The organism is Winogradskyella tangerina (genome assembly GCF_003260205.1).
GTDB lineage: Bacteria > Bacteroidota > Bacteroidia > Flavobacteriales > Flavobacteriaceae > Winogradskyella > Winogradskyella tangerina.
In genome coordinates this window covers 105,319-122,152 of sequence record NZ_QERF01000004.1, presented here as the reverse complement: position 1 = coordinate 122,152, position 16,834 = coordinate 105,319, and the positions used below count along the sequence as shown (strand labels likewise).

Here is a 16,834-nt window from a genome sequence, read left to right as displayed (position 1 = left end):
TGATTTACGTTCTACTTTATCGTAACTTTGTAAGATGCGATTTAAGATAGAATCAGAATTTAAACCTACTGGAGATCAGCCAGAAGCCATTCAACAATTAGCAGAAGGAATTACACAAGGTGAACGCTACCAAACCTTACTTGGTGTAACAGGTTCGGGTAAAACATTTACTGTTGCCAATGTGATACAAGAAGTGCAAAGACCCACTTTAGTTCTAGCGCACAACAAAACACTTGCCGCTCAGTTATATTCTGAATTTAAGCAGTTCTTTCCGAATAATGCAGTTGAATATTTTGTGTCTTACTATGATTACTATCAGCCCGAAGCTTATATCCCGGTTTCTGGAGTTTATATTGAAAAGGATCTATCGATAAATGAAGAAATTGAGAAGATGCGATTAAGCACTACCTCTTCCCTCCTTTCTGGTCGACGCGATGTTTTAGTAGTCGCATCCGTTTCGTGTTTATATGGAATTGGAAATCCGGTTGAATTTCAAAAAAATGTCATTACCATTGAACGCGATCAGGTGATATCGCGCACCAAATTATTACATCAGTTAGTTCAAGGGCTCTATTCGAGAACTGAGGCTGAATTCAAAAATGGAAATTTCAGAATAAAAGGAGATACCGTCGATGTGTTTCCGGGTTATGCCAATAATGCTTTTAGAATTCACTTCTTTGGTGATGAAATTGAAGAAATTGAAGCCTTCGATGCCTATACCAATGAGATCATAGAACGCTATGATCGTTTGAATATATACCCAGCAAATATGTTTGTAACATCGCCAGATGTACTTCAAAATGCTATTAAAGACATACAAGATGATTTGGTGGTTCAGCACGATTATTTCAAAGATATTGGTAAGCATCTGGAAGCCAAGCGCCTAAAGGAAAGAACCGAATTTGATCTGGAAATGATCCGAGAATTGGGGTATTGCTCAGGTATTGAAAATTACTCGAGATATTTAGATGGAAGGGCTCCAGGTACGAGACCTTTCTGCCTACTTGACTACTTCCCCGAGGATTATTTGATGGTTGTTGATGAGAGCCATGTGACAATTTCGCAAGTACATGCCATGTATGGCGGCGACCGAAGCCGGAAGGAAAATCTGGTGGAATACGGTTTCAGATTACCAGCTGCAATGGACAACAGACCATTGAAATTTGAAGAGTTTGAAGCACTTCAGAATCAGGTGATCTATGTGTCTGCGACTCCTGCTGATTATGAAATGCAAAAAACTGGTGGCGTTTATGTAGAACAAGTGATCCGCCCAACGGGATTATTAGATCCGATCATAGAGGTTAAACCTAGTTTGAATCAGATTGATGATCTCATCGAAGAAATACAAGAGCGCGTTGAAAAAGACGAACGGACTTTAGTCACCACACTTACCAAACGAATGGCTGAAGAATTGGTAAAATACCTCACTCGAATTTCAATCCGATGCCGTTACATTCACAGTGATGTGGATACGCTAGAACGGGTAGAAATTATGCAAGACCTGCGAAAAGGAATTTTTGATGTTCTTGTTGGCGTTAACCTGCTTCGTGAAGGGTTGGACCTTCCGGAAGTGTCACTTGTTGCGATCTTAGATGCCGATAAAGAAGGGTTTTTACGTTCGAATAGGTCCTTAACTCAAACAGTAGGTAGAGCCGCTCGAAACCTGAATGGTAAAGCTATAATGTATGCGGATACCATCACCCAAAGTATGCAGAAAACCATCGATGAAACCAATTATCGTCGTGAAAAACAAATGGCATACAACACTAAAAATAATATTGTTCCAAAGGCATTAAATAAGAGTCTCGATAGTGCATTGGCAAAAAATTCAGTGAGCACTTATAAAACTGAGTTAGAAGCCAAACTCGCTGCTGAACCTGAAAGCGAATATCTTACCAAAAGTCAATTGGAGAAAAAGATCCGTGAAAAACGCAAGCAAATGGAGCAAGCTGCTAAAGCACTCGATTTTATGGAAGCCGCCAGATTTAGAGACGAGATCACTGCTTATCAGGAAAAATTAGAAAAACTAAAAGTTAAGTAGACACTTTTAGTAATAAGTATGAAGTGCAAAGTAATTAGTGGCTTTAGTTTCCCAAAGCGCCCGACTACTTAATTAGCTAATCGAAAAAACTTCCTAGTTATATTGTACCTTGAATATATCTATTAAGAAATCTGGTGGAACGATCTTATCTGGGAAACTATCCATAAGATCTAAGACCCGATTAATAGATTCGTGACTCAGTCCCATACGCAATCCAAAATTGTGAATTTTCACTAACTGCTTAGGAGAAACTTTATGGTCTAAGTTCATAAGAAGAACTAACCTATGGAATTGTACAATTCGTTCACTGTGCGACTTTAAATGCACATAAGTCACAGGATGCTCAAAGAGATACTCGAAATCTTCCTTAGAAATATCGAGCTGTTTAGCGATACTAAAAAGGAAATTGTATTCAATGGATTTTATGTTTTCATCTGTCTGAGCAAAAGCGATCATTTCAGAAAGCAAACTCAATTTTTCAGCACGGTTGATCATATAGAGGGGGAATTAATTAACATGGTAAAGTTAAATAGGTACATTATTTTATTGTCGTTGATATAATGTATCTTGTCGAAAAATTAAGGGTATTTAGTCGGTATTTTTAAACGTTTATCAATCAAGGAAACCAATAATAGCATGAGATTTGGCCATTTTTACACACTTTTTTTCATACTTTGTTTCAATTTAAATTACGCACAAAGCACTGCTTCTGAACAGGTTACAAAATTTACAATTGAAGCACCGCAACTAGATACAACGAAACAGATTTGGGTATATCTACCAAAAAATTATGAAAATTCTGAAAAACGCTATCCTGTAGTCTACATGCATGATGCACAGAATCTATTTGATAGAGCCACGTCCTATGTTGGTGAATGGAAAGTAGATGAATATTTGGACAATTTGAGCGACCAACAAAGTATTGTCATAGGTATTGAGCACGGTAATGAAAAACGAAAGGATGAATTGACGCCTTATGAACATGAGACATATGGTGGTGGTAATGGTAATGCTTACGTTACGTTTATAAAGAATACGCTGAAACCTCACATTGATATTGTATATCGTACAAAACCAGAGGCTGAAAATACTACTATTTTTGGTGCATCACTTGGCGGATTAATTTCGTTCTATGCGACTGTAAAATATCCCGATGTTTTTGGTAAAGCAGGTGTTTTTTCTGCGTCCTTCTGGTTTAGTGAGATGATCTACGACCTTGCCAAATCAACTGATATTCCTGACACTTCCAAATTCTATTTTTTGATCGGAGAAAAAGAAGGTGATTCTATGGTTCCTGATCAGGAGCGTATGGTTTCACTTTTAAAATCAAAAGGGGTCAAAGATGAACAAATAGAAAGTCATATTATTAAAGACGGTGAACACAATGAAGCCCTATGGTCTACCTATTTTGGGCAAGCCTATCTATGGCTGTATAATGATTAAAGAAACGCATGACAAATAACGACATATTCAAAAAGCTAAGAGTTGCTCATAAATTAAGAGACGAAGACATCGTTAATATTTTGGCCTTAGTTGACTTCAGAATTTCAAAAAGCGAGCTTAACGCATTCTTCAGACGTGAAGACCATCCAAAGTACAAAGAATGTGGTGATCAAATTCTAAGGAATTTCCTTAATGGATTAATCATTCATTTAAGGGGTCCGATGCCAAAAAAGCAAAAAAAGACCTCTTAAAATATCAACTTCGCAAAAATGATGCACTTATTTCCTCATTTATCGATAAGCGACTAACTTGCCATTGCTTAAAGACTAAATCATGTTCGAGACGACCCATCAGGTTAAACTGCTTAACGACTTTACCACTGAAGAAATTAAGGCACTGAATCAAAGGTATAAGCCTTTAACTGCCGAAGAGCGCATTAAACAATTATATATTGATTTTGACATCGCTGATATTATGCTCACAAGCTCTTTTGCAGCCACCTCGGCATTTTTATTGAAATTAGTCTCGGATGCCAATACAAAGCAAGAAGTGTTTTTTATTGACACCGGCTATCATTTTGAAGACACCCTGAAATATAAAGCCTTACTTGAAGAAAAGTATCATCTAAATGTTACTTCCGTTTCGGCTATTAAAGAAGAGCATGAGTTTACAACAAAGGATGAAACTTGGACAAAAAATCCTGATTTCTGTTGTAGCATTAATAAGGTGAAGCCCTTAGATATAATCAAGCAGAATTATAAGATCTGGATGTCTGGACTCATGGAATGGCAAAGTGACCACCGAGCTACCTTAGATATTTTTGAGCTGCGTGGAAACATTCTTAAGTTCTATCCATTATTAGACATTAACAAGGCAGATAGAGATGCGTATATAGAAAAGCATCAATTGCCTTTTCATCCAATGGTCGCAAAAGGGTATCATTCTATAGGCTGTAAGCATTGTACCTTACCAGGAGAAGATCGCAGCGGCCGATGGAATAACAATCCAAAGACTGAATGTGGGCTGCATCTATAAAAAAAAGAGCGACAATTAATGTCGCTCTATAATCATTACACTTAAATCATTAACTTGATTTCACCATTTTAACTGGTACCTTGTAAGACTTACTGTATCCAATTACTTCTTTTGATAATTTTTGGTAATTAAGACGATTCTTAATGTACTTTTCTACGACCTCATTATCTGTATCTACTGATAAAACAACGATTTCGTCTTCCTCGTTAATAAAAATACTAACGATGGCATTAACGTCTTCATTCAATTGAAATTCTGGATTTTTCAATAATTCTCCCACAGATTTACTTACTGTGTTTGGCTTGGTCTCTTCGATTGGCTCTGTGTTCGCTGACACGGCACTACTAAACGTAATTGCTACGATTAGTACTAACATTTTTAGTGCTTTCATAATTATTCGTTTTTATAAGATTGATACCTTATAGACGACCGTTACAAAAACATGTTACACTTATTAACACTCCTTAACACTGATTAATAGATCATTAACGTTTAAGTAAAATGAAAAAGCATCCCCATTAGCGATGCTTTTAAATATGAATTTTTGACTTTAGGAATTGACCTTTAAACTTTTAATGTAAGTTGCCAACTGCACAAGGTCGGCCTTATTCTTTGTTTTTAATTTGTTCTGTTTTATGTATTTGATTATGGCCTTTTTATGGTTGGGATAGTTCTTACGTATAAGAGATTTATTTGTTGTTAGGAAGTTTAATTTTTCATTAGCGTCTAACAAAATAAAATGATCCGTTACGATTAATTTCTTATTTTTTGTATCCTTATAACTTCCGTTATTTCTACCATAACCTAATTCATAAGACCGCTTTATAAAGATATTTTCGTTTTCTAATTTAGAATCTGCAATAAAGTAGCTTAATTCATCTTCGTCATCAAGATTAGAAAATGATTTTACAACGTAAGTCAATTTCGTGTCAATAAACAAAACCTTAACACCTTTCGTCTTTGCTAATTGATAATACTCTTGGTCACTTTTAATCTCAATCTCATCAATAAATGGATTATAACGCGCCGTTACATCTTCCAGATTCCCATTGGTCTCCAGTGTTGCCTTTTGCCATTGAAAATCAGTAGAAGATTCTATGGCTTTAGTTAATTGTTTTTTATACGTTTTTTGAGAGTCTCTTCCATTTTTTTGATTCTCAAAAAAATAGGCCGAATCTATGGTTTGCTGAGCGATACTAAATTGAATTGAAAATAAAACTAGGAAAAGTGCTTTGAAGGTTTTCATAAATTGATGGTTTTTGTTCTGTTTTAATTGCAACAAATTTTATACCAAAAAAAAAACTCCTAAGACTAAGTCGTCACAGGAGTTTTTAAAATTATTTTATTTAATTCTAGCTCAGTACTTCCTGTACTTTATCAGCTGCTTCTTGGAATTCAGTAGCACTTAAAACGTCTAAGCCAGAATTATCGATCAATTCTTTAGCAATATCAGCGTTAGTACCTTGTAAACGAACTATGATCGGTACGCTTATGTTTCCGATATTTTTGTAGGCATCAATAACACCCTGAGCTACGCGGTCACAACGCACAATTCCACCAAATATGTTAATCAAGATGGCCTTTACATTAGGATCTTTCAAGATGATTTTGAAGGCCGCTTCTACTCTTGCAGCATCTGCTGTACCACCAACATCTAAGAAATTGGCAGGATCACCACCAGCTTGCTTAATAAGATCCATGGTCGCCATTGCTAATCCGGCACCATTCACCATACATCCAACATTACCATCTAGATCTACATAGTTCAATCCTAATTCACCTGCTTCAACCTCAATTGGGTTTTCTTCGCGAATATCTCTTAGTTCGGCTAGATCTTTATGTCTGAATAAGGCATTACCATCTAAGGTTACCTTAGAGTCTACAGCCATGATTTTATCATCACTTGTCTTTAACACTGGGTTAATCTCGAATAAAGAAGCATCAGACTTCACATAAGCTGTATATAAAGCTGAAACGAATTTGGTCATTTCTTTAAATGCTGTTCCAGATAAGCCTAAATTGAAAGCTACACGACGTGCCTGAAATGGTAACAAACCTAAAGCAGGATTAATTTCTTCTGTAAAAATTAAATGTGGTGTTTCTTCAGCAACTTGCTCAATATCCATTCCACCTTCTGTAGAATACATGATCATGTTCTTACCTGTACCTCTGTTTAAAAGTACTGACATGTAGTATTCTTCTGGTTCGTTATCGCCAGGATAATAAACATCCTCGGCAATTAAAACTTGATGCACTTTCTTACCTTCTGCAGAGGTTTGTGGTGTAATGAGGTTCATTCCTATTATCTGACCTGCAAGCTCTTTTACCTCATCTAAGTTTTTGGCTAACTTTACACCGCCGCCTTTACCACGTCCACCAGCATGAACCTGAGCTTTAATAACATGCCAACCTGTGCCTGTTTCTTCAGTTAATTTCTTAGCTGCTTCAACAGCCTCATCAGCACTTTGAGCCACAATTCCTCGTTGAATGCGTACTCCAAAACTGCTTAATAATTCTTTTCCTTGATATTCGTGTAAATTCATTTATGATCAGAAATTTATTTCGTTGTGCAAAAATACATATACCCAAAGTTTAAACCAATATTTTTTTAAGCTGATTTTTCGGAGCCAAACTTATAATGCCAATTAATTTTTGTTGAGATTTTTAATAATGGAAAATGCACTATCTACAAACTCGTCTTCCACAACTATGGTAAATTCATTTGTAGTTGAGATCACCTCATAAAGCGATACATTCTGCCACGCCAATCGCTTTAATATCTGATAGTATAATCCAGCAACCTTAGTGTTATTTTTAGGTAGAATTAAACTAATAGCCGACAAATTTTCCTTAAGCGCAATGCGCTCTTCATTCTTAAAACTTTCATTAATCGCAGCATTTTCTGAACTTGAAATAATAATATTACTCTCTAAAATTCCTCTGGTGAATGTGTAGAAGATGTGACTTTTATCTTTGATCTTATTGAGTATGTCAGCCTGACTGTTAATTAAGGTGTTTGAATTTCTGAATGTAAAATCACTAAGATTTGAGCGCAGGGTAATATCTCCTAGTTGCTCGAGTAAAGTGCTTATTCCATAGTAAGGTTTGCTTATAGAAAGTCTATCCTTATAACGTCTTAAGGCCATCATTATAGCACCAGATTTAACAGGTTTCCCCAAGGCTAAAGACACCTCGTCCCTCAAAACATCTGCCAATGCCGAATAGTTTATAATTTCCTTTGACAAGGCCTCTTCCAAAAAGGGTTGCTCCAGAACAATAGCTTCCACACAAGATGCAATAGTTTTCATGTGTTAATTATTTAACAATATGTGCAAAATTAGTAAAAATATGACAATAAATTTCTAGTACTACCACTAAAGTCTAAGTTTGCCATTCAATTTTGAAGATGAACAATGGATAATACAACTTTATTACAGATTGCAAAGGAATATGGGAGTCCGGTGTATGTTTATGATGCCGATAAAATTACTGCGCAATACAAACGATTGACCAAAGCTTTTAAAAATGTGAATAGTTTAAGGCTGAATTATGCCGTAAAAGCACTTTCTAATATTTCAGTTTTGAAATTATTCAATTCCTTAGGATCTGGTTTAGATACAGTTTCCATTCAGGAGGTACAATTAGGTTTGAAAGCGGGTTTCAAGCCTGAAGATATCATATTCACACCAAATGGCGTATCACTTGAAGAAATAGAAAATGTCGCCAAGCTAGGTGTTCAGATCAATATCGACAACCTTTCGATCTTAGAACAATTCGGAACAAAACACCCTAAAATTCCTGTTTGCATAAGAATAAATCCTCATGTCATGGCAGGTGGTAATACCAATATTTCTGTTGGACATATCGATAGTAAATTTGGGATTTCCATTCATCAGATTCCGCTGTTACTTCGAATTGTTGAAAACACAGGAATGAACATTAACGGCATTCATATGCATACAGGTAGTGATATCTTAGATATCGACGTCTTTCTTTATGCAAGTGAGATCTTATTCGAAACGGCAAAAAATTTCCCCAATCTCGATTTCATTGATTTTGGATCTGGATTTAAAGTGCCTTACAAAGCAGGAGATATTGAAACCAATATTGAAGAATTAGGCAAAAAGCTTTCAAAACGATTTAATGAATTCAGCAAAGAATACGGTAAAGAATTGACCTTGGCTTTTGAACCTGGTAAGTTTTTAGTAAGTGAGGCAGGTGTATTTCTTGCAAAAGTGAATGTTGTTAAACAAACCACTTCTACTGTTTTTGCACAGGTCGATTCTGGATTTAATCATTTAATAAGACCAATGCTATACGGTTCTCAGCACGACATCGTTAATATTTCAAATCCAACCGGAAGAGAACGCTTCTATTCTGTTGTGGGCTACATCTGTGAAACAGACACTTTTGCAAACAACAGGCGTATTAACGAAATCAATGAAGGCGACATTTTATGTTTCAAAAATGCTGGCGCGTATTGCTTTACTATGGCAAGTAATTATAATTCGCGCTACCGACCCGCAGAAGTTCTTATATATAAAGGCAAATCACATCTCATAAGAAAAAGAGAAACCTTTGAGGATATTATTCATAATCAAGTAGAAATTGCTATTTAAAAGATAAGCGTTGCCGTGTGCAACGCTTTTTTTATACCTTTAGGCTAACCTCAAGTCTTTTAATTCTAAAAAAAGACACATGTCATCAATTAAATCAACCAGAATTGAATCTATAGATATTCTGAGAGGCTTGGTCATGGTAATAATGGCCTTAGATCACGTAAGGGATTATACAAATACAGGTTATATGTTTGTAGATCCTACCGATTTAGAAACCACGACTCCTTTTCTTTTCTTCACAAGATGGATCACTCATTTTTGTGCTCCGGTGTTTGTTTTTCTGGCTGGGACTTCAGCTTTTTTGTACGGAAGAAAAAAAACAAAAAAGCAATTATCAAAATTTCTATTTACCCGAGGGCTCTGGCTTATCTTTATAGAATTGACCGTTGTTAATTTTTCTTGGACCTTCGATATTTCACTTAGTGTCCACATATTTCAGGTGATATGGGCCATTGGCGTCTGTATGATCTTCTTATCGGCATTGATATTCCTACAAAAGAGAATCTTATTAGTACTAGGACTTATAATTGTATTTGGGCATAATATGTTGGACGGAATCACCCAATCAGGCACAGAACCTCTGGCCATGTTATGGTATTATGTACATCAATTTAATTTTCAGGTTATTAATAATGGGGAAGGAATGCTTGCTATAGCTTATCCATTTTTACCATGGTTAGGCCTTATGACCTTAGGCTATTGCTTCGGGCAACTTTATAACAAAGATTTTGACCCTGCGATAAGAAAAAAATGGTTGCTCAGACTGGGTCTTGGTGCTATAGTATTATTCTTCGTTTTACGTATGATCAATGTATACGGCAACTTAACACCTTGGGAAACTCAAGATAGCACAGCTTATACTGTTATTTCATTTTTCAATGCTACAAAATATCCACCATCACTCATATACATTTTAATGACGCTAGGACCTGCATTGATCTTTCTGTATGCCATAGAGTCTGTAAAGAATAAATTCACCAATATAATGGTCGTTTTTGGGCGTGTCCCGTTCTTCTATTACATCATTCATCTTTATGTTATTCACTTAATTGGCATGGTCGGACTTGTTATTCTGGGCGAAGACTGGAAAGAGTTAATATTAACCGTTGATCGTTTTAAAAGTGGGTACCTTTTTAATATCGGTTTCGATTTATGGGTATCATATCTCGTTTGGTTCGTCGTGATCATTTTATTATATCCTATTTGCAATAGATATATGAAATACAAACTCGGTAATAAAGACAAATGGTGGCTGAGTTATTTGTAAATTTAACCTCCAAAATTAATAATCCAAACAATCGTAATTATGACCAAACCAAAATTGCTCCTTTTTGTAGTCTCGATTTCATTTTTATTTTCACTTTCTGCACAAAATGCAACTGATCCGTCTAGGTGGACGCCAGAAGATATTATCAACACTGAATATGTGAGGTCTGCTTCATTTTCACCAGATAACACCATGGTGGTTTGGACTAAGCGCAAGGCAGTCAAAGACAAGGATCGATTTGTTTCAGATATTTATCTCACACGTTTAGATATTGTAAATGCGGGCAAGTATAAAACCATTCAACTTACAAATGGTAAAGACAATGATTACAGCCCGATCTTTTCAAAGGATGGCGAATATGTCTACTTTCTTTCAACTCGAGATAAAGGGAAAAAACTATGGAAGCTGAGCATCTACGGTGGTGAAGCCCAAGAGGTAAAAGAGTTTAAAAATGGAATTTCTGGCCTTCAATGGAAAGATGATAAAACGCTTTTGTTTCAATCTAACGATGGTAAGACCTTATATGACATAAAAAATGAAGAGAAAAAAGATAATGTAATAGTTGTTGAAGATTCACTGCACTGGAAACCGAATCATGTGTATGCATTTAGTCTAAAAGATAAATCGGTGAAGCGTCTTACAAACAATAAAAAACCATTATCGGGTTATCAAATTTCTAAAGATGGAAAGTGGTTGATCTATGGCGAACAGCGTAATATTGCATTTGCAACGGATGCCCAACTCGACCCTTATCAATATTTAAAAAATTTAGAAACTGGTGAAATCACCAGAATACTTACAGATTTTGGATATCCAACTTATGGTTTCAGATTTACTGAAGATCATAAAGGGTTTTATTTTTCATCTGAATTTGGTTCAAACCCAAAATATAACGGAGCAGGAATAAATGAATTGTACTATTTTGATTTGGCATCAATGCGCCATTCAAAAGTAAATCTAGATTGGGAACTTGGTCATGCCGGTGGCTATCATACGGTTGGCAATGATATCATTGTATCTCTTGCCAACAGAGCTACAAGACGATTAGCCTACTATAAAAAGAATGGAAATTCATGGACTAAAAAGAAGATTGACTTAGGTGAAAAAAATGATCATGTTTCAATAGGTACTGTTTCTGAAGATGGCAGTAAAGTATTATACACCTACTCAACAGCATCACGTTTACCAAGTTTTCTTGTTTCAGATCTAAAAGAGCACAAGTTTTCAAATGAAAATGAATTGATAAAGCTCAATACAGAGCTGGCCAAAAAGAGCATTACTAAGAGTGAAGTAATGGTTTGGAAAGGTTATAAAAATGAAGAAGTAACTGGTATTTTATACTATCCTGAAAATTATGTTGAAGGCAAAAAATATCCTTTAATGTTATCTATTCATGGCGGACCAGCCAGTCAGGATCTCGATTCATGGTCTGAGCGTTGGAGCACCTACCCTAATCTGTTGGCTCAGCGAGGAATGTTTGTACTAAAACCTAATTATCACGGTTCTGCAAATCACGGTTTATCTTATGTAGAAAGCATTAAAGAGAATTACTACGAACCAGAGATGGAAGACATCGTGAAAGGTATAGATGTATTAGTTAAGGACGGAAAGGTAGATAAAGAGCAATTGGGTACCATGGGTTGGTCTAATGGTGCCATTATTACCACCATGCTCACAGTACGCTACCCAGATATGTTCAAGGTGGCAGCACCCGGAGCCGGTGATGTGAACTGGACTTCAGATTATGGAACCTGTAGGTTTGGAGTAAGTTTTGATCAGCATTACTTTGGTGGCGCACCGTGGGATGATGTCGACGGAAAATCCTATAACGAAAACTATATATTGAAGTCGCCACTCTTCGAAATTGAAAAAATTAAAACACCGACAATTATTTTTCACGGTAGTGCAGATAGAGCTGTACCAAGAGATCAAGGTTGGGAATATTATAGAGGGCTACAACAAGTTGGAAAGACACCTGTACGTTTCTTATGGTTTCCTGGGCAACCACACGGTTTAGGAAAGATTACCCATCAATTACGTAAAATGAAGGAAGAAATTCAATGGATCGATACCTACTTACTAAATAAACCCAACACCGATAACGAAGCATTTAAAAAAGGAAGTCCGTTAGACCATATTATGAAGTTACAATCCATGAAACAGAATAATGGTCTTTATGGAGATATGCATAATAACACACTCATTCCTGAAACTGTATTGGTAAAAAAAGATTCGATTGCCATAGCACGTTTTGAAGTTACAAATGCACAGTATAAATCATACAAAAATAATCACACTTATGAGGCAGGAAAAGATAATCACCCTGCAGTTGTTTCACTAAACGATGCCCAAAACTACGTGAGTTGGTTGTCTCAATTAACGGGTAACACTTATAGATTACCTAATAGTAATGAAGGTAAATCATTTCATAAAAAGGCGCAGAAAATAGCGCCAAATGAAAACGTCCTTAACTATTGGGCGGGTTACAAAATGGTACCGAGCGACTATGAAAAGTTAAAAGTGAAGCTTCTCGATAAAAACCCTTATTTAATGCTTGAAGTAGGACACTTCAAATCTACAAAAATAGGCGATGCTGAAATTTATGACCTTGGAGGAAATGTTGCCGAATACTATGATGGCGGTACATATGGCTATTCGGCTTACGACTATGTTGATAGTGGTAATACGGCTGAAATAAAAAGTGATTACGCAGGTATAAGAGTAATTAAAGAATAATGACTGGATTTGATATAGTAATGGTCATTGCCGTAATTCTCTTTGCGAGATTAGGTGTACGCTTGGTGACCAAATACATTCAAATGAAGCAAAAAAATAAAGAAGAAAACGAAAACGGCCTATGATAAGCGTTCTAAGAAAAGTAAGGAGAAAGTTCTTCTCAAATAAGTGGAGTAGCTATTTAATTTATGCAATAGGTGAAATAGCCCTTGTAATGATAGGTATTTTATTGGCATTGCAAGTAAACAATTGGAATGAAGAACGCAAAAAGAATATGCAACTGCGTTCTATTCTGCAAACCGTAAAAACAGACCTCGCTGCCGATACCTTAAGAGCCCAGCCCATATTACAGTTTTACGACTCTATCAATAAATACAGCAACAAGATCATTAATAAAGATTATGATGCTAATACTATTGAATCTTGTATGCTTTGTAGAAGTATCACTACACTATATCAGCCGTTAGTGATTCAGGATAAGGGTTATAATATGCTAAAGAATTTTGAAGAATTAGACTCTAAAAAAACTGATACCCTTCAAAGTAATATTCTTCAGTTTTATAAAACCATGACAGATATGATAGATCAAAGTAATGACTTTGTAAAATCTGAAACCCTGAAAAATCTAGAGTATTTCAAAAATAAAACCTGGTTTGTAGATTGGATGCAAGGACGGTTTACCGATGAGATGAAATTTTATTTTGGTGAATCTGTAGATTACCGAAATCGTGTTGCTTCTAATTTTATTCTTGCAAGTCAGAATCATGCAAAATTCATTAGAACCCATAAGATCAATGCTGACGAGCTCATAAGACAAATAGACGAACGATTGTCTGCCGAGTAATTAAGGTCTAAGGGATTGCCGTGTTTGCTTCAACGGTGTGTTTAACCAATAATTCTTGGTCATTTCCAACTCATTTATTTTGGCCTCAGATAAAGGTCTAAACTTATTGATAAAGGTGACGTCTTCATTGAGCGCCTTGTCTTCAAAAACTTCCTGCACAAAAAACTCTCTAAATTGAAATCCAACGATTTTTGGCGAATCGTATAGTTTTCTGTTCGTAATATCATAGATGTTTTTAATCTTATAATTGAACTGTGACATATCTGTGTTCTCATCAACTTCAGGCAGTGACCATTCTTCAATAGCCACCTTTGCCGTGACAGAATCCTTAAGTTCAACACTTTTAACCATCATTTTTTTCTTGTTGAATCTGAATTTAAAATCCTTTCTATCTAGTGTTGCCGGATTAACTTCTCTATTAAAATGTACTAAAAAAGCTTGTTCAGTATTATCATATTCAATAGTATTTACATCGAATTTATAATTGTCATTTATTATGAATTGATTATTGAAAGTGATATAATTTAAGTACATAAGGTCGTTTTTCTTTTTGTACTCAATTTCTACTTCAAACAAAGGATCATCTATTTTTATTTCGAATACCTTGTAGGTGAATTTATGAATCGCATAATCTGATTGTGCAATGTAAATTTTACCAGAGGCCTTATGGCTTGCTTTGGTTAATGATTGTTTCGCCTTGAAGGTAATTTCGAAAAGAACATCATCGTTGAGATAGACTTTTTTAATATCTGTTAATTCATGATTATCTAAAAATTTCTTTTTAAACACATAGACGAACGAGAAACCAAGTTGCTCGAAATTTCTTATCGGGTTATGAATATTCAAAATGCCTAATTCATTGCCGCCCTGTGCTGAAAGGTCTGTATTATTAATAAACTTCCGTTTTCCATCATAAGGCAATAATAGGTTTGGGTCTCTTAAAAATTCCGTATTCTCTACATAACTATATAACGCACTTTGATTGTACTGACCCATTATCACATCGGTCTGAAATCCTGCATCAAAAGTCTCTATAATGGCTTCGTTAAGATTGTAATATCTCCCCCTCACAATCTGATAATCGCGGTAATAGCCTATCTTAGAATATTGTGAGGTAGGGTGGTTTTTTGGAATATTGATAATAGCTTTCTTTACGATACTGTAAGGCGAAATATTATAACGTTTTGCAGGTGTTGTAGATTTAATAAGTACCTGATCGAGCTCTTCAGTTTTGGCGGTAATTTCTATAATATTGAGTTCCGTTGGACTTAGCGTTTCAAGTTCAACTTCGAGGGTTTCATAACCTATACTACTAATGATGATCGTTTTCTTTTCTGCTCTAAATTTTAAGGGAATTCTAAAATCACCGTCAATATTGGCAATTGTTCCTTTGCTCGAATTTGAAATTTGTACCGTAGCATACGAAACCGGAAACTTTAATTCCTCATCTATAACTCGACAAATAATTTCTGAGGTTTCCTGACCAAACGAAATAAAACTCAGTAGGAAAACAAAAAGTAGAGTTGAAATTTTACGCATAAAATTCTGTGTTGGTTCTTACGGTTTTTACATCAAAAATTATTCCTTTTCCCGCTTATAAATCTTTATAAAATGTTAAACCATTTCCATACAGATCATAAAATGCAAATTCTTCGGTACCCCAAATCATTTTCTTCAATGAAGTCCGCTCATGAAAGACATTTTTGGTCTTGTACTCTTCAAATAATTGTTCAATATTTTCGACATAAATTCGCAACATTGGGCGATCTACCCCAATAACCCATTCTTTTTCATCATGCCATTGCAAATGAATTTCGATAGCATCTCTCGAAACCCCAGCATAACCATTATCACTTGTAGTATCGGTAAAGGCCAATTTAAAACCCAGATTATTTACATAATAATCAACAGCTTTTGTGACACTTTTAACGGGTAGAACAGGATGAATTTGTTTAAGGAATCCAGCATTCATAAACCTAAATAATTATCTTTATAAATGTAATTAAAAATGAAGCTATAACCCCATGAAAAAGCTATTATTTGTACTTATAATGGTGCTAACCATCGGTTGGTCTTATGGGCAAACGATAAAAACACATAAGGAAATTGCCAATGATTCGGTATACCTCGATTATATCAATCCATTCTATGCGCCTTTAGAGCTGAAATTAAATGCCTTAGATTCTACCAAATCCTATGTGAAAGTGAAGCCTTATGGTATACTACAACATCAAGATACTTTGAAACATGCGTTGGTAATTCCAATTGAAAAAGTTAAGGATACCTCGAAAGTAGACTCAAATTCCTTCATAAAATTTAAAGGCAATTTTGGTGACCCTACGACTGACTATGACAAAGATTTTCGTTATAATTTACCTTATCCAAAGGGGAAGAAATATAAGATCATTCAATCTTTCGGCGGGAAGTTTTCGCATAATCAACCACATTCACAATATGCCATTGATTTCGGTATGAAAGTCGGTGATACCATTACTGCTGTGAGAGATGGCATTGTATTTTTCGTTAAAGAAGATTCTAATGAATACTGCAAAACCCGAAAATGTGTTGATAAAGGAAACAAAGTCTTAATACTGCACGATGATGGTACCATGGCCCATTATGTTCATTTAGATTTTGAAGGTTCATTGGTAGAGGTAGGTGATAAAGTGACCATTGGTCAATCCATTGCTATCTCAGGTATGACCGGTTTTACGACGACACCACACCTTCATCTTGTAATGTATAAATCTGGTGGCAATTCCATCCCTTTTGTGTTCAAAGGTCAAAAACGAAAGAAACTCAAACAAGGTAAATATTATCTGAGGAAGCACTGAGTCTGAACCGCGATT

16 protein-coding genes are annotated in these 16,834 nt (G+C 35.5%); 9 read left to right on the top strand and 7 right to left on the bottom strand.

Annotated elements, in window-relative coordinates; all coding sequences use genetic code 11:
- Positions 1-34 precede the first annotated feature (34 nt).
- The gene (gene uvrB / locus DDY94_RS07750; RefSeq protein WP_111683533.1) at positions 35-2,041 is read left to right on the top strand and encodes an excinuclease ABC subunit UvrB; all 2,007 of its coding nucleotides are present in this window, start codon (positions 35-37) and stop codon (positions 2,039-2,041) included.
- 93 nt (positions 2,042-2,134) lie between these two features.
- On the opposite strand, the gene DDY94_RS07745 is transcribed toward uvrB, so the two are convergent.
- Positions 2,135-2,536, bottom strand: a complete 402-nt coding sequence (locus DDY94_RS07745; RefSeq protein WP_111683532.1) for a TerB family tellurite resistance protein — start codon at positions 2,534-2,536, stop codon at positions 2,135-2,137.
- Positions 2,537-2,677: 141 nt separating this feature from the next.
- On the opposite strand from DDY94_RS07745, the gene DDY94_RS07740 reads away from it, so the two are divergent.
- From DDY94_RS07740 to DDY94_RS07730, 3 genes are all read left to right on the top strand, one after another.
- Positions 2,678-3,484: an alpha/beta hydrolase gene (locus DDY94_RS07740; protein ID WP_111683531.1), complete on the top strand. Its 807-nt coding sequence runs from the start codon at positions 2,678-2,680 to the stop codon at positions 3,482-3,484.
- 8 nt (positions 3,485-3,492) lie between these two features.
- Entirely contained in the window at positions 3,493-3,735 is a 243-nt protein-coding gene (locus DDY94_RS07735; RefSeq protein WP_111683530.1) for a DUF1456 family protein, read from the top strand.
- An 82-nt stretch (positions 3,736-3,817) separates the two neighbouring features.
- Positions 3,818-4,519: a phosphoadenylyl-sulfate reductase gene (locus tag DDY94_RS07730; RefSeq protein WP_111683529.1), complete on the top strand. Its 702-nt coding sequence runs from the start codon at positions 3,818-3,820 to the stop codon at positions 4,517-4,519.
- A 49-nt stretch (positions 4,520-4,568) separates the two neighbouring features.
- Here DDY94_RS07730 and DDY94_RS07725 read toward each other — a convergent pair whose 3' ends face one another.
- From DDY94_RS07725 to DDY94_RS07710, 4 genes are all read right to left on the bottom strand, one after another.
- Positions 4,569-4,910 carry a hypothetical protein gene (locus tag DDY94_RS07725; protein ID WP_111683528.1) on the bottom strand — a complete coding sequence of 114 codons (342 nt, stop codon included), beginning with the start codon at positions 4,908-4,910 and terminating at the stop codon, positions 4,569-4,571.
- 159 nt (positions 4,911-5,069) lie between these two features.
- The gene (locus DDY94_RS07720; protein WP_111683527.1) at positions 5,070-5,765 is read right to left on the bottom strand and encodes a hypothetical protein; all 696 of its coding nucleotides are present in this window, start codon (positions 5,763-5,765) and stop codon (positions 5,070-5,072) included.
- A gap of 106 nt (positions 5,766-5,871) precedes the next feature.
- Positions 5,872-7,062 carry an ADP-forming succinate--CoA ligase subunit beta gene (gene sucC, locus DDY94_RS07715; protein WP_111683526.1) on the bottom strand — a complete coding sequence of 397 codons (1,191 nt, stop codon included), beginning with the start codon at positions 7,060-7,062 and terminating at the stop codon, positions 5,872-5,874.
- A gap of 102 nt (positions 7,063-7,164) precedes the next feature.
- A complete protein-coding gene (locus DDY94_RS07710; protein WP_111683525.1) occupies positions 7,165-7,827 on the bottom strand; it encodes a hypothetical protein in 663 nt (220 codons plus the stop codon).
- Between the two features lie 105 nt (positions 7,828-7,932).
- Here DDY94_RS07710 and lysA point away from each other — a divergent pair, with 105 nt between their 5' ends.
- From lysA to DDY94_RS07690, 4 genes are all read left to right on the top strand, one after another.
- Positions 7,933-9,138: a diaminopimelate decarboxylase gene (gene lysA / locus DDY94_RS07705; RefSeq protein ID WP_111683524.1), complete on the top strand. Its 1,206-nt coding sequence runs from the start codon at positions 7,933-7,935 to the stop codon at positions 9,136-9,138.
- A 79-nt stretch (positions 9,139-9,217) separates the two neighbouring features.
- A complete protein-coding gene (locus DDY94_RS07700; RefSeq protein ID WP_111683523.1) occupies positions 9,218-10,405 on the top strand; it encodes a DUF1624 domain-containing protein in 1,188 nt (395 codons plus the stop codon).
- Positions 10,406-10,444: 39 nt separating this feature from the next.
- Complete coding sequence (locus DDY94_RS07695) at positions 10,445-13,141, top strand: S9 family peptidase (protein ID WP_111683522.1); 2,697 nt, start codon at positions 10,445-10,447, stop codon at positions 13,139-13,141.
- Between the two features lie 121 nt (positions 13,142-13,262).
- The gene (locus DDY94_RS07690) at positions 13,263-13,985 is read left to right on the top strand and encodes a DUF6090 family protein (RefSeq protein WP_111683521.1); all 723 of its coding nucleotides are present in this window, start codon (positions 13,263-13,265) and stop codon (positions 13,983-13,985) included.
- Here DDY94_RS07690 and DDY94_RS07685 read toward each other — a convergent pair whose 3' ends face one another.
- Together DDY94_RS07685 and DDY94_RS07680 are read right to left on the bottom strand one after the other, a co-directional pair.
- Positions 13,986-15,524: a carboxypeptidase-like regulatory domain-containing protein gene (locus DDY94_RS07685; RefSeq protein WP_111683520.1), complete on the bottom strand. Its 1,539-nt coding sequence runs from the start codon at positions 15,522-15,524 to the stop codon at positions 13,986-13,988.
- Positions 15,525-15,579: 55 nt separating this feature from the next.
- Positions 15,580-15,957: a glyoxalase superfamily protein gene (locus tag DDY94_RS07680; protein ID WP_111683518.1), complete on the bottom strand. Its 378-nt coding sequence runs from the start codon at positions 15,955-15,957 to the stop codon at positions 15,580-15,582.
- A 52-nt stretch (positions 15,958-16,009) separates the two neighbouring features.
- Between DDY94_RS07680 and DDY94_RS07675 the strand changes: the two genes are divergently transcribed.
- Positions 16,010-16,819, top strand: coding sequence for a M23 family metallopeptidase (locus tag DDY94_RS07675; RefSeq protein ID WP_111683516.1), 810 nt, complete (start codon positions 16,010-16,012; stop codon positions 16,817-16,819).
- Positions 16,820-16,834 lie beyond the last annotated feature (15 nt).

Excerpts from the sequence above, each read along its gene's own strand:
- uvrB (WP_111683533.1), top strand. The coding sequence starts at position 35 with ATGCGATTTAAGATAGAATCAGAATTTAAACCTACTGGAGATCAGCCA.
- DDY94_RS07745 (WP_111683532.1), bottom strand. The coding sequence starts at position 2,536 with ATGATCAACCGTGCTGAAAAATTGAGTTTGCTTTCTGAAATGATCGCT.
- DDY94_RS07740 (WP_111683531.1), top strand. The coding sequence starts at position 2,678 with ATGAGATTTGGCCATTTTTACACACTTTTTTTCATACTTTGTTTCAAT.
- DDY94_RS07735 (WP_111683530.1), top strand. The coding sequence starts at position 3,493 with ATGACAAATAACGACATATTCAAAAAGCTAAGAGTTGCTCATAAATTA.
- DDY94_RS07730 (WP_111683529.1), top strand. The coding sequence starts at position 3,818 with ATGTTCGAGACGACCCATCAGGTTAAACTGCTTAACGACTTTACCACT.
- DDY94_RS07725 (WP_111683528.1), bottom strand. The coding sequence starts at position 4,910 with ATGAAAGCACTAAAAATGTTAGTACTAATCGTAGCAATTACGTTTAGT.
- DDY94_RS07720 (WP_111683527.1), bottom strand. The coding sequence starts at position 5,765 with ATGAAAACCTTCAAAGCACTTTTCCTAGTTTTATTTTCAATTCAATTT.
- sucC (WP_111683526.1), bottom strand. The coding sequence starts at position 7,062 with ATGAATTTACACGAATATCAAGGAAAAGAATTATTAAGCAGTTTTGGA.
- DDY94_RS07710 (WP_111683525.1), bottom strand. The coding sequence starts at position 7,827 with ATGAAAACTATTGCATCTTGTGTGGAAGCTATTGTTCTGGAGCAACCC.
- lysA (WP_111683524.1), top strand. The coding sequence starts at position 7,933 with ATGGATAATACAACTTTATTACAGATTGCAAAGGAATATGGGAGTCCG.
- DDY94_RS07700 (WP_111683523.1), top strand. The coding sequence starts at position 9,218 with ATGTCATCAATTAAATCAACCAGAATTGAATCTATAGATATTCTGAGA.
- DDY94_RS07695 (WP_111683522.1), top strand. The coding sequence starts at position 10,445 with ATGACCAAACCAAAATTGCTCCTTTTTGTAGTCTCGATTTCATTTTTA.
- DDY94_RS07690 (WP_111683521.1), top strand. The coding sequence starts at position 13,263 with ATGATAAGCGTTCTAAGAAAAGTAAGGAGAAAGTTCTTCTCAAATAAG.
- DDY94_RS07685 (WP_111683520.1), bottom strand. The coding sequence starts at position 15,524 with ATGCGTAAAATTTCAACTCTACTTTTTGTTTTCCTACTGAGTTTTATT.
- DDY94_RS07680 (WP_111683518.1), bottom strand. The coding sequence starts at position 15,957 with ATGAATGCTGGATTCCTTAAACAAATTCATCCTGTTCTACCCGTTAAA.
- DDY94_RS07675 (WP_111683516.1), top strand. The coding sequence starts at position 16,010 with ATGAAAAAGCTATTATTTGTACTTATAATGGTGCTAACCATCGGTTGG.